General features: G+C 55.2%; 9 protein-coding genes and 1 pseudogene. 1 reads left to right on the top strand and 9 read right to left on the bottom strand.

Annotation, left to right across the window (positions count from 1 at the left end; all coding sequences use genetic code 11):
* Positions 1-449: 449 nt before the first annotated feature.
* The 8 genes from sucD to sdhC form a co-directional block, all read right to left on the bottom strand.
* Positions 450-1,319: a succinate--CoA ligase subunit alpha gene (gene sucD / locus CWM53_RS06925; RefSeq protein ID WP_004885990.1), complete on the bottom strand. Its 870-nt coding sequence runs from the start codon at positions 1,317-1,319 to the stop codon at positions 450-452.
* The gene (gene sucC / locus CWM53_RS06920; RefSeq protein WP_002895039.1) at positions 1,319-2,485 is read right to left on the bottom strand and encodes an ADP-forming succinate--CoA ligase subunit beta; all 1,167 of its coding nucleotides are present in this window, start codon (positions 2,483-2,485) and stop codon (positions 1,319-1,321) included. The genes sucD and sucC overlap by 1 nt, the downstream gene beginning before the upstream one ends.
* Positions 2,486-2,630: 145 nt before the next feature.
* Positions 2,631-3,857 (bottom strand): 2-oxoglutarate dehydrogenase complex dihydrolipoyllysine-residue succinyltransferase, encoded by a 1,227-nt coding sequence (gene odhB, locus CWM53_RS06915; protein ID WP_061155311.1) that lies wholly within the window; start codon positions 3,855-3,857, stop codon positions 2,631-2,633.
* Between the two features lie 14 nt (positions 3,858-3,871).
* Positions 3,872-6,679 (bottom strand): 2-oxoglutarate dehydrogenase E1 component, encoded by a 2,808-nt coding sequence (gene sucA / locus CWM53_RS06910; RefSeq protein WP_061155312.1) that lies wholly within the window; start codon positions 6,677-6,679, stop codon positions 3,872-3,874.
* A 505-nt stretch (positions 6,680-7,184) separates the two neighbouring features.
* Positions 7,185-7,901 (bottom strand): succinate dehydrogenase iron-sulfur subunit SdhB, encoded by a 717-nt coding sequence (sdhB, locus tag CWM53_RS06905; RefSeq protein ID WP_002894954.1) that lies wholly within the window; start codon positions 7,899-7,901, stop codon positions 7,185-7,187.
* Positions 7,902-7,916: 15 nt separating this feature from the next.
* Positions 7,917-9,683, bottom strand: coding sequence for a succinate dehydrogenase flavoprotein subunit (sdhA, locus tag CWM53_RS06900; protein ID WP_061155313.1), 1,767 nt, complete (start codon positions 9,681-9,683; stop codon positions 7,917-7,919).
* Positions 9,683-10,030, bottom strand: a complete 348-nt coding sequence (gene sdhD, locus CWM53_RS06895; RefSeq protein WP_002894949.1) for a succinate dehydrogenase membrane anchor subunit — start codon at positions 10,028-10,030, stop codon at positions 9,683-9,685. The genes sdhA and sdhD overlap by 1 nt, the downstream gene beginning before the upstream one ends.
* A complete protein-coding gene (sdhC, locus tag CWM53_RS06890) occupies positions 10,024-10,428 on the bottom strand; it encodes a succinate dehydrogenase cytochrome b556 subunit (protein ID WP_004142216.1) in 405 nt (134 codons plus the stop codon). Before sdhC ends, sdhD begins: the two co-directional genes overlap by 7 nt.
* Positions 10,429-11,068: 640 nt before the next feature.
* On the opposite strand from sdhC, the gene gltA reads away from it, so the two are divergent.
* Positions 11,069-12,352: a citrate synthase gene (gene gltA, locus CWM53_RS06875; protein ID WP_061155315.1), complete on the top strand. Its 1,284-nt coding sequence runs from the start codon at positions 11,069-11,071 to the stop codon at positions 12,350-12,352.
* Between the two features lie 66 nt (positions 12,353-12,418).
* Here gltA and CWM53_RS06870 read toward each other — a convergent pair.
* Positions 12,419-12,688: pseudogene (locus tag CWM53_RS06870) on the bottom strand (endonuclease VIII); the annotation flags it as partial.

The raw sequence follows: 12,688 nt of genomic DNA, 5'->3' as shown, positions 1-12,688 counted from the left end.
ATAAAGAATATTGGTGAATTTAATGTTAATGCTGTGTTTAAAGTATGCCTTGATTGGTTACTGAAAAGAGAGATATGAGAATCATAGGTAATATTATTTAACGCCGAGGAAAAAAATGAAAAAAAATGAGCCGATCTAAATAATGCTAGACTGCTCACAGTATTTTTCCTGTTTTCTTACGCCCTCTCCTGCTGTTTTTTTCTCTGTCTCAAACCCTTGCCTGTCAGCCACTGCGAAATTATTTTCTTCAGCGACAACACTGCCGAGATAATATTCATGAAATAATTCATAAAATCAATATGATAGGTAAGGTTTTTCGCGGAGCAGACAATCCGCCGGTTCAGCGACTTTCCCGGCAAGGCGGATAACGCCCATAAAAAAGGCCACCTGACGGTGGCCAACCATGTCGAAATCGGACAGATTTCTGCTTGCGGAGAAGCAGAGAGGGTTTACTTGATGATAGCTTTCAGCGCTTCGCCGATATCGGCGAGGCTGCGAACGGTTTTCACACCGGCGGCTTCCAGAGCGGCAAATTTCTCATCAGCAGTGCCTTTACCGCCAGCGATGATGGCGCCAGCGTGGCCCATACGCTTGCCTTTCGGCGCGGTCACGCCCGCGATGTAGCCGACAACCGGCTTGGTCACGTGCTCTTTGATGTAGGCTGCCGCTTCTTCTTCCGCGCTGCCGCCGATCTCACCGATCATCACGATCGCTTCGGTCTGCGGATCTTCCTGGAACAGCTTCAGGATATCGATGAAGTTGGAGCCCGGGATCGGGTCGCCGCCGATACCGACGCAGGTAGACTGGCCGAAACCGTAGTCGGTGGTCTGCTTAACCGCTTCATAAGTCAGGGTACCGGAACGGGAAACGATGCCCACTTTACCCGGCTTGTGAATGTGGCCAGGCATGATGCCGATTTTGCACTCGCCCGGGGTGATAACGCCTGGGCAGTTCGGGCCAATCATGCGTACGCCCGCTTCGTCCAGCTTCACTTTCACAGTCAGCATATCCAGCGTCGGGATACCTTCGGTGATGGTGATAATCAGCTTAATGCCCGCGTCGATTGCTTCCAGAATGGAGTCTTTGCAGAACGGTGCCGGAACGTAGATAACGGTCGCGGTGGCGCCGGTCGCTTCAACGGCTTCGCGCACGGTGTTGAACACCGGCAGACCCAGATGGGTGGTGCCGCCTTTGCCTGGCGTCACGCCGCCAACCATTTGCGTACCGTAAGCGATCGCTTGTTCAGAGTGGAAGGTCCCCTGGCTACCGGTGAAGCCCTGGCAGATAACCTTGGTATCTTTATTAATTAAAACTGACATTATTTCCCCTCCACTGCGGCAACAACCTGCTGTGCTGCGTCCGTCAGACTTTTCGCTGCAATAATATTCAGGCCGCTGTCAGCCAGTTTTTTCGCGCCCAGTTCGGCGTTGTTACCTTCCAGACGTACGACGACCGGAACGTTAACCCCAACTTCCGCTACCGCACCGATGATACCGTCAGCGATCAGGTCGCAACGTACGATGCCGCCGAAGATGTTAACCAGCACCGCTTTCACATTGTCATCAGAAAGGATGATTTTGAACGCTTCGGTCACGCGCTCTTTGGTCGCGCCGCCACCTACGTCGAGGAAGTTAGCCGGTTCGCCGCCGTGCAGCTTAACGATGTCCATGGTGCCCATCGCCAGGCCTGCGCCGTTAACCATGCAGCCGATGTTGCCATCCAGTGCCACATAGTTCAGTTCCCACTGTGCCGCCTGCGCTTCACGCGGGTCTTCCTGAGACTGGTCGCGCATTTCGCGCAGATCCGGCTGGCGGAACAGTGCGTTGCCGTCAGCGCCCAGTTTACCGTCGAGGCAGATCAGGTCGCCCTGTTTGGTGATAACCAGCGGGTTAATTTCGATCAGCGCCAGGTCGCGCTCCAGGAAAATGGTCGCCAGCCCCATGAAAATCTTGGTGAACTGCTGAACCTGTTTACCTTCCAGACCCAGTTTGAACGCCAGTTCGCGCCCCTGGTAAGGCATCGGGCCCGCCAGCGGATCGATAGCGATCTTGTGGATCAGGTGCGGGGTTTCTTCCGCGACTTTTTCGATTTCCACACCGCCTTCAGTAGACGCCATGAACACCACGCGACGGGAGCTACGGTCAACGACCGCGCCGAGGTACAGTTCTTTATCGATATCGGTCGCCGCTTCCACCAGAATCTGGTTTACCGGCTGGCCATTGGCATCTGTTTGGTAGGTCACCAGGCGTTTGCCCAGCCAGTGCTCAGCAAATGCGCGGATCTCTTCTTTGCTCTTAACTACTTTCACACCGCCCGCTTTACCGCGGCCACCAGCGTGAACCTGACATTTCACTACCCACGGACCCGCACCGATTTTTGAAGCGGCTTCTTCTGCTTCACGCGGAGTAGTACAGGCATAACCCACCGGCGCCGGTAAGCCATAGCGGGCAAAAAGTTGTTTTGCCTGATATTCATGTAAGTTCATGTGTTCAGTCCATCCTTCAGGGTGTAATTATCTTTAAACCTGTAGGCCTGATAAGACGCGCTAGCGTCGCCATCAGGCATCTCATCAACGCCGGATGGCGGCATAAATGCCTTATCCGGCCTACGGTAAGTCATACTCTTACTGACTACACGTCCAGCAGCAGACGAGTCGGATCTTCCAGCAGCTCTTTAATCGCCACCAGGAAGCCAACCGATTCACGCCCATCGATCAGACGGTGGTCGTAGGAGAGCGCCAGGTACATCATCGGCAGGATCTCTACCTTGCCATTCACCGCCATCGGACGGTCTTTAATGGCATGCATACCCAGAATGGCGCTCTGCGGTGGGTTGATGATCGGCGTGGACATCAGGGAACCGAAGACGCCGCCGTTGGTAATGGTGAAGTTACCGCCGGTCAGGTCATCTACGGTCAGCTTGCCGTCACGGCCTTTCACTGCCAGCTCTTTAATATTCTTTTCGATGTCCGCCATGCCCAGCAGGTCAACGTCACGCAGAACCGGGGTTACCAGGCCGCGCGGAGTGGATACTGCCATGCTGACGTCGAAGTAGTTGTGGTAAACCACGTCGTCGCCGTCGATGGAAGCGTTCACTTCCGGGTAGCGTTTCAGCGCTTCAACAACCGCTTTCACGTAGAAGGACATGAAGCCCAGACGGATACCGTGACGTTTTTCGAAGGCATCGCCGTACTGCTTACGCAGATCCATAATCGGCTTCATGTTGACTTCGTTAAAGGTCGTCAGCATGGCGGTGGAATTTTTCGCTTCCAGCAGACGCTCGGCCACGCGTTTACGCAGACGGGTCATCGGGACGCGTTTTTCTGAGCGGTGACCCAGCTGCGGCGCTGGTGCTGCCGCCGCGGTAGCCGCTGGCGCTTTGGCTTCAGCCGCCGCCGGGGCTTTCGCCAGATGCTTCTCGACGTCTTCACGAGTCAGACGGCCACCCACGCCGGTGCCTTTGATGGCAGCGGCATCGAGGTTGTGTTCCGCCAGCAGACGACGGATCGCCGGGCTGAGCGCGTCATTGTTCTGCTCTTCCAGAGAGGCTTGCTGGCGCTGCGCCGGGGTGGACGCTTTCGCGTCCGCTTTTTCGCTGGTTTCTTTACCTGCGCTGTTGCCTTCACGCAGGCGGCCAAGGATCTGGCGAGACAGGACGGTAGCGCCCTCGTCTTCCAGCACTGCATCCAGAATGCCGTCCGCTGATGCCGGTACTTCCAGTACCACTTTGTCAGTTTCGATTTCGACCAGAACTTCGTCACGGACGACCGCGTCGCCCGGTTTTTTATGCCAGGTGGCGACGGTTGCGTCAGCTACGGACTCAGGCAGGTCGGGAACCAGAATATCTACGCTACTCATTGTGTATCCTTTAATTAATCGACGTTCAGCGCGTCATTGACCAGATCTTGTTGCTGTTTCTGGTGAACGGACATGTACCCTACCGCCGGAGAGGCGGAGGCCGGGCGGCCTGCATAACGCAGAGAGGCCCCAAATGGAACTACTTCACGAAGGTGGTGCTGGCTGCAGTACCATGCGCCCTGGTTGAGCGGCTCTTCCTGGCACCAGACAAAATCGTGTACGTGCGAGTAAGCTTTCAGCGCTTCCTGCACCGCCTGATGCGGGAACGGGTAGAGCTGTTCGATACGCACGATGGCGACATCTTTTTGCTCGTTTTTGCGACGCTGTTCCAGCAGGTCATAGTAAACCTTACCAGAGCACAGTACGACGCGCTTCACGGCTTGCGGATCGAGATCGTCGATTTCGCCGATGGCCGGCATAAAGGTGCCGTTCGCCAGTTCGTCCATGCTGGAGACCGCCAGCGGGTGGCGCAGCAGAGACTTCGGCGACATCACCACCAGCGGACGGCGCATACCGCGCAGCGCCTGACGACGCAGCATATGGTAAACCTGTGCCGGGGTGGACGGGACGCAAACCTGCATGTTCTGCTCAGCGCACAGCTGCAGATAACGTTCCAGACGCGCGGAGGAGTGCTCCGGACCCTGCCCTTCGTAGCCGTGCGGCAGCAGCATCACCAGACCGCACATCCGGCCCCATTTCTGTTCGCCAGAGGAGATGAACTGATCAATGACCACCTGCGCGCCGTTGGCGAAGTCGCCGAACTGCGCTTCCCAGATGGTCAGCGTACGCGGTTCTGCGGTGGCGTAACCGTATTCGAACGCCAGCACGGCTTCTTCAGACAGCACCGAGTCCCAGACGCGGAACTGGCCCTGGCCGTTGTGCACGTGCTGCAGCGGGGTATAGGTAGAACCGTTGCTCTGGTTATGAATAACCGCATGACGGTGGAAGAAGGTGCCGCGACCGGAGTCTTCGCCGGACAGACGCACCGGAATGCCTTCATCAACCAGAGTGGCGTAAGCCAGGTTTTCGGCACCGCCCCAATCGAACATCTTCTCACCGGCGGCCATCAGCTGGCGATCGCCGTAGATTTTCGCCACACGAGACTGCATTTCGATACCTTCCGGCACCGTACTGATGCGTTTGGCCAGCTCTTGCAGACGTTTTGGCTCCACTTTATCCGGATAGCTCTCATCCCACTCGTGGTTAAGATAGGGAGACCAGGTAAAGGAGTGCATATTCATCGGACGCCACTCCTCCACCACGCACTCGCCGGCATCCAGCGCATCGCGGTAAAGGTTAACCTGCTCGGTCGCGTCTTCCAGCGTCGCGACTTTGTCCTGCTCCAGCTTGTCAGCATAGATTTTGCGCGGGGTCGGATGCTTTTTGATTTTCTGGTACATCAGCGGCTGGGTAGCGCTCGGCTCGTCGGCTTCGTTGTGGCCGTGACGGCGGTAGCACACCAGGTCGATGAAGACATCGCGTTTGAAGGTATTACGGAAATCCAGCGCCAGACGGGTAACGAAAGCAACGGCTTCCGGGTCATCCGCGTTAACGTGGAAAATCGGCGCCTGAACCATCTTACCGATATCGGTACAGTATGGCGTAGAACGCGCATCCAGCGGGTTGGAGGTGGTAAAGCCAACCTGGTTGTTGATAACGATGCGCACGGTACCGCCGACTTCGTAACCGCGGGCTTTCGACATGTTCAGGGTTTCCTGAACCACGCCCTGGCCGGTAACGGCGGCGTCGCCGTGAATAGTAATAGGCAGAACTTTGTTGCTGCTTGGCTCGTCCAGACGATCCAGACGGGCGCGTACGGAACCGATAACCACCGGGCTGACGATTTCCAGGTGCGACGGGTTAAACGCCAGCGCCAGGTGAACCAGACCGCCTTCGGTTTCCATATCGGAAGAGAAGCCCATGTGGTACTTCACATCGCCGGTGCCGAGGTGTTCTTTATGTTTGCCCGCGAATTCGTCGAACAGGTCCTGCGGTTTTTTACCCAGCACGTTGACCAGCACGTTCAGACGGCCGCGGTGTGCCATGCCCAGCACCACTTCTCGGGTGCCGCTTTTGCCTGCATGGCGGATCATCTCTTTGAGCATCGGGATCAGGGCATCACCGCCTTCCAGCGAGAAGCGTTTCGCCCCCGGGAATTTAGCGCCGAGGTAGCGTTCCAGCCCTTCTGCAGCGGTCAGTTCACTGAGGAAGCGTTTTTTCTCTGCCGCGGTGAAGCTCGCTTTACCCGCTACCGATTCAATACGCTGCTGGATCCAGCGTTTTTCCTCAGTAGAGGTGATATGCATGTATTCCGCGCCGATAGAGCCGCAGTAGGTTTGCTTGAGGGCGGCAATCAACTCGCCCAGCTTCATCGTGTCTTTACCGATGGCAAATGAACCTACGTTATAGCTATCCTGGAAATCGGCCTCGGTCAGATCGTGGTAGGCCGGATCAAGATCCGCCACTCTCTCTTGCTTCCACAACCCCAGCGGATCGAGATTCGCATGCTGGTGGCCACGGAAACGGTATGCGTTGATGAGCTGCAGGACTTTAACCTGCTTCACATTGGTGTCAGGGTCGGAAATCGAAGAAGTGTAACGTGAGGCATCCTTCGCCAGTCGACGGAAATAATCACGTGTTTTGGAATGGAATTGATCCGGTTTAACTCCGGTGCCAGGTAACTGCTGGAACATCGAACGCCAGTTGGCGTCAACAGAGTCAGGATCGGTTAAGAAGTCTTCATAGAGCTGTTCTATCCAGCTCTGGTTCGAACCAGAGAGGAAAGAAGAGTCCAGCCAGGCTTTCATTGCGCCGTTCTGCATCGTGATCCCTTAAGCATTTTTATGCTTATTTCGCCGTAGAAACTACCACGCACACCGAGTGCACGTGCCGGGGTTCACTTTTTGCGGACGAGTTGTGGTTTCGATCCGCTAAGGAACCTTTAAAAACTGCCATTAATCTTCAGCGTTCAGGCTGCGGTTGCGTTGGCTGCCTTCGCTTACCCCGGTCACATAGTTCACTATGCTCCCGGGGATGCGCTCAGTTGCCGCCTTACCTCGCACTGAACGCCTCGATTACTGGTACATCTTGTGGCGGTTTTTAAAGATTTCCTGCTATCCCCTTCATACTTCAAGTTACATGTGCGTTGGCTTTCCTCACTCACCCCAGTCACTTACTTGAGTAAGCTCCTGGGGATTCGCTGCGTCGCCGCCTTCCTGTAACTCGAATTATTTAGGGTATTCATTTCCCGGTGGCACAAACGCTACCGGGGTTACTGCTTTGGTAGCCCGGATAAGCGCAAGCGCCATCCGGGACAGACCGTGTTGCTTACGCGCTGCGCTGCAGCAGCATCGACTTAATATGGCCGATGGCGCGCGTCGGGTTAAGCCCTTTAGGACACACACTGACGCAGTTCATAATGCTGTGACAGCGGAATACGCTGAAAGCATCGCTCAGGCCGTCCAGGCGCTCGCTGGTTTCAGTATCGCGACTGTCGATCAGGAAGCGATACGCGGCCAACAGGCCTGCCGGGCCGATGAACTTGTCCGGGTTCCACCAGAACGACGGGCAGGAGGTTGAACAACATGCGCACAGAATACACTCGTACAGACCATCGAGTTTCTCACGCTGCTCAGGCATCTGCAGATGCTCGCGAGCCGGAGGATTTTGCCCATTATTCAACAAGTAAGGCTTAATCTTCTCATATTGTGCATAGAATTGCCCCATGTCTACCACCAAATCACGGATAACCGGTAATCCTGGCAGCGGACGGATAACAATCTTCTTGCCCGGCTGATTCAGCGCGGAGATCGGCGTGATGCACGCCAGACCGTTTTTCCCGTTCATGTTCAGGCCATCGGAACCGCAAACCCCTTCACGGCAGGAGCGGCGGAACGACAGCGACGGATCTTTTTCTTTCAACTGGATCAGCGCATCCAGCAGCATCATGTCGCGACCTTCTTCCGCTTCGAGGGTGTAATCCTGCATGTGCGGAGCGTCGTCAACATCCGGGTTATAGCGATAAATTGAAAACTCGAGTTTCATTTTCCTGTCTCCGCATTAGTAAGTACGAATCTTCGGCGGGAATGCCGGACGCAGTTTCGGTTCCATGTTGACGCTACGACGCGTCATGGATTCCGACTCTGGCAGATACAGGGAATGGCACAGCCAGTTTTCATCATCACGATCCGGGAAGTCGAAGCGGCTGTGGGCGCCACGGCTTTCGGTACGGAAGTTGGCGGATACGGCCGTTGAATAGGCGGTTTCCATCAGGTTATCCAGCTCCAGGCACTCGACGCGCTGGGTGTTGAACTCGCTGGAAGTATCGTCCAGGCGCGCATTTTTCAGACGCTCGCGGATCACTTTCAGCTGCTCCAGGCCCTTGTGCATCGCATCGCCTTCACGGAATACCGAGAAGTTATGTTGCATACATTCCTGCAACGCTTTGCGGATAGCAACCGGGTCTTCGCCGGAGCGGGTGTTGTTCCAGCGGTTGAGACGGTCCAGAGAGGCTTCGACATCGGATTCGCTGGCTGCGCGCAGGGCGCCCTGCTCGGCGATGGACTCCTGCAGATGCAGGCCCGCCGCGCGGCCGAAGACCACCAGGTCCAGCAGTGAGTTGCCGCCCAGACGGTTGGCGCCGTGTACCGATACGCAGGCAATTTCGCCTACCGCGAACAGACCCGGGATCACCACGTCTTCACCCTTCTCATTCACGGTCAGCGCCTGGCCGGTGACTTTGGTCGGAATACCGCCCATCATGTAGTGGCAGGTTGGGATAACCGGAATCGGCTCTTTAACCGGATCGACGTGAGCAAAGGTACGGGACAGCTCGAGGATACCTGGCAGACGAGATTCCAGAACCTCTTTACCCAGGTGATCCAGTTTCAGTTTCGCATGCGGGCCCCACGGTCCATCGCAGCCGCGACCTTCACGAATTTCGATCATGATGGAACGCGCCACCACGTCACGACCCGCCAGGTCTTTCGCGTTCGGCGCATAACGCTCCATAAAGCGCTCGCCGTGTTTGTTCAGCAGGTAACCGCCTTCGCCGCGGCAACCTTCGGTGACCAGCACCCCTGCCCCGGCGATACCGGTCGGGTGGAACTGCCACATTTCCATATCCTGCACAGGAACGCCTGCGCGGATGGCCATCCCGACGCCGTCACCGGTGTTGATGTGGGCGTTGGTGGTGGACTGATAGATACGGCCTGCGCCACCGGTCGCCAGCACGGTGGCGCGGGCTTTAAAGTAGACCACTTCGCCGGTCTCGATGCACAGGGCGGTACAACCGACCACCGCGCCGTCCTGGTTTTTCACCAGATCGAGGGCATACCATTCGGAGAAGATAGTGGTGTGGTTTTTCAGGTTCTGCTGATACAGAGTGTGCAACAGCGCGTGGCCGGTACGGTCAGCCGCCGCCGCGGTGCGTGCCGCCTGCTCGCCGCCGAAGTTTTTCGACTGGCCGCCGAACGGGCGCTGATAAATACGGCCGTCATCAAGACGGGAGAACGGCAGGCCCATATGTTCCAGCTCAAGAATCGCTTCCGGGCCGGTCTTACACATATATTCGATGGCGTCCTGGTCGCCAATATAGTCCGACCCTTTTACGGTGTCGTACATATGCCATTCCCAGTTATCTTCATGGGAGTTACCGAGCGCGACGGTGATACCACCCTGCGCGGAAACGGTATGGGAACGGGTAGGGAACACTTTGGAGAGCAGTGCACAGGTCTGTCCGCTCTGGGAAATTTGTAGCGCCGCGCGCATGCCTGCGCCGCCGGCACCGATAACAACAGCATCAAACTCTCTGACTGGCAATTTCATTACACACCCCACACCACAACAAATCCATAAAGAACGTAAGCCACCAGCGCCACAACGATAGCCAGTTGCAGAACCAGGCGCAGGGCCAGTGGTTTAACGTAGTCCGTTAACACCTGCCACATCCCGATCCAGGCATGGATGAGAATGGAGACGAGAGCCAGCAGAGTGAAGACTTTAGTGAAACCGGAGGCAAAGAATCCGGTCCACACTTCCCATGAGATTTCACCGGTGGTGGCAAAGAAGCCAACCATGTAGATGATGTAGAGGGTCAGAACGATGGCGGTAGCACGGACCAGAATAAAGTCATGTACGCCGTTGCGTCCCAGTGCTGAGGCGTTGCTTACCATACGAGGACTCCTGCGAGAAGTGAAAGCACGACAGTAATAACAAAAGAGATTTTGGCGGAACGTTTCCCTGCTTCGAGGGTTTCGTCCAGGTAGCCAAAGTCCATCATCAGATGGCGGATACCGACAACGACATGATAGGCCAGTGCGGTGAGAATGCCCCACATGATGAACTTCACAAAGAAGCTATCCATGATCGAGGCCGCCGTCAGAAAACCTTCAGGGGAGGAAAGGCTGGTGCCCAGCAACCAAAGCAGAATTCCGACCGCCACGAAGGTGATGACACCGGAAACGCGATGGAGAATGGACGCTATCGCCGTGATTGGGAACCGTATCGTTTGTAGATCCAGATTGACAGGTCTTTGTTTTTTCACATTTCTTACCATGAATAACGCCCACATGCTGTTCTTATTGTTTCCTTCCTCCGGTCTGCTTGCGGGTCAGACAGCGTCCTTTCTATAACCAGAAGTCATGTTAAAACGTCTTTTCAGGCATTAAAACATCACTAAACAACGCTGGGTGGCTCGGGATTGCAGGGTGTTCCGGAGACCTGGCCGCAGTATAGGCCGTTCACAAAATCATTACAATTAACCTACATATAGTTTGTTGGGTTTTCTCCGGAACAGTGATCAAGGTCACGATAACAACATTTTTTTAATTTTTAATCACCTGATTTGACAAATATTAAACATTCTTGTTACAACCATTACCAGTTAAATGCAATAATGCTCAAAAGTTATGGGGTCACTCTTTCACCTGAGAATAAGTTATGTAACAGTGTGTCAGTATTGACCGATGTAATCAGGACAGTTATTAGTGGTATATAGGTTTTAATATTCGGACTGCTAAAACGCTGATTTGCTGTTGTTTCACCGCAGCCCTGAAGGACGTACCATCAAGCGCCGTTGCTCTGTACCCTGCCCTTTTCGCTGACGCAGAGCTGTGTGCAACATAACAAACTGGTAACGTATGCAGGCGCGGGCCGAAAGCAAATCCACCACCCGGCAGTCTTAAGCAATAAAGGCGCTAAGGAGACCATAAATGTCTGATGCTAAAGCAAAAATCACCCTGGGTGGTGACACTGCTATTGAACTGGATGTGCTAAAAGGCACGCTCGGTCAGGATGTTATTGATATTCGTAGTCTTGGTTCAAAAGGCGTATTTACTTTTGACCCAGGTTTCACATCCACCGCTTCTTGTGAATCTAAAATTACGTTTATCGATGGTGACGAGGGGATCCTGCTGCACCGCGGCTTCCCGATCGACCAGTTAGCGACCGAATCTAACTATCTCGAAGTGTGTTATATTCTGCTGTACGGTGAAAAACCGACTCAGGCCGAATATGACGAATTCAAAACCACCGTCACCCGCCACACCATGATTCATGAGCAGATCACCCGTCTGTTCCATGCGTTCCGTCGCGATTCCCACCCGATGGCGGTGATGTGCGGGATCACTGGCGCCCTGGCGGCTTTCTATCATGACTCCCTCGACGTGAATAACCCGCGTCACCGCGAGATTGCTGCCTACCGTCTGCTGTCCAAAATGCCAACCATGGCAGCCATGTGTTACAAGTATTCTATCGGCCAGCCGTTTGTTTATCCGCGCAACGACCTCTCCTACGCCGGCAACTTCCTGCGCATGATGTTCGCCACACCGTGCGAAGAGTATGAAGTCAATCCGGTGCTTGAGCGCGCGATGGATCGTATTCTGATCCTGCACGCCGATCACGAGCAGAACGCGTCGACCTCGACGGTACGTACCGCCGGCTCCTCCGGCGCTAACCCGTTCGCTTGTATCGCAGCGGGTATCGCCTCCCTGTGGGGACCGGCACACGGCGGCGCCAACGAAGCGGCGCTGAAAATGCTGGAAGAGATCAGCTCCGTTGAGCACATTCCGGAGTTTGTCCGTCGTGCGAAAGACAAAAATGACTCTTTCCGCCTGATGGGCTTCGGCCATCGTGTTTACAAGAACTACGACCCGCGTGCCACTGTGATGCGTGAAACCTGCCATGAAGTGCTGAAAGAGCTGGGCACTAAAGACGACCTGCTGCAGGTGGCCATGGAGCTGGAGCATATCGCGCTGAACGACCCGTATTTCATCGAGAAGAAACTTTACCCGAACGTCGACTTCTACTCCGGTATCATCCTGAAAGCGATGGGTATTCCGTCCTCCATGTTTACCGTTATCTTCGCCATGGCGCGTACCGTGGGCTGGATTGCGCACTGGAACGAAATGCACAACGATGGCATGAAGATCGCCCGTCCGCGTCAGCTGTACACCGGCTACACCAAACGCGATTACCAGTCTGACATTAAGCGGTAATCTTGTCGTACCGGATAACAATAAACGCGCCAACTGGCGCGTTTTTTTATCTCCCTGACAGCCGGCTTAATGCTGGCATCCGGGACACCAGTAAAACGGCCGTGAGGAGAGTGTCGTCTTCTCAATCCCCCCCCCACAGCGCTCGCACCTTTCCCCGTCACGATGGAAGACCTTAAAGCGAAACAGCGCGCCGTGATGCCTGTTGTCATTCGCCTGGCCGCGGGTTCGATAAGAAAGCCGCGGGATATCCAGCAGCGCGTGCGCCAGCGCATCCAGCTGACTATCGCTCAGTTCAGCGGCTTTACGCTTTCCGCTTAATCCCACCTGCCAGAGGAT

Origin of the sequence: Klebsiella sp. A-Nf5, from assembly GCF_002810545.1 — a bacterium.
Taxonomy (GTDB): Bacteria; Pseudomonadota; Gammaproteobacteria; order Enterobacterales; family Enterobacteriaceae; genus Klebsiella; species Klebsiella variicola.
Note: the sequence above shows the minus strand (reverse complement) of the source record. Positions and strands in the feature narration are given on the sequence as shown.

Excerpts from the sequence above, each read along its gene's own strand:
- sucD (WP_004885990.1), bottom strand. The coding sequence starts at position 1,319 with ATGTCAGTTTTAATTAATAAAGATACCAAGGTTATCTGCCAGGGCTTC.
- sucC (WP_002895039.1), bottom strand. The coding sequence starts at position 2,485 with ATGAACTTACATGAATATCAGGCAAAACAACTTTTTGCCCGCTATGGC.
- odhB (WP_061155311.1), bottom strand. The coding sequence starts at position 3,857 with ATGAGTAGCGTAGATATTCTGGTTCCCGACCTGCCTGAGTCCGTAGCT.
- sucA (WP_061155312.1), bottom strand. The coding sequence starts at position 6,679 with ATGCAGAACGGCGCAATGAAAGCCTGGCTGGACTCTTCTTTCCTCTCT.
- sdhB (WP_002894954.1), bottom strand. The coding sequence starts at position 7,901 with ATGAAACTCGAGTTTTCAATTTATCGCTATAACCCGGATGTTGACGAC.
- sdhA (WP_061155313.1), bottom strand. The coding sequence starts at position 9,683 with ATGAAATTGCCAGTCAGAGAGTTTGATGCTGTTGTTATCGGTGCCGGC.
- sdhD (WP_002894949.1), bottom strand. The coding sequence starts at position 10,030 with ATGGTAAGCAACGCCTCAGCACTGGGACGCAACGGCGTACATGACTTT.
- sdhC (WP_004142216.1), bottom strand. The coding sequence starts at position 10,428 with ATGTGGGCGTTATTCATGGTAAGAAATGTGAAAAAACAAAGACCTGTC.
- gltA (WP_061155315.1), top strand. The coding sequence starts at position 11,069 with ATGTCTGATGCTAAAGCAAAAATCACCCTGGGTGGTGACACTGCTATT.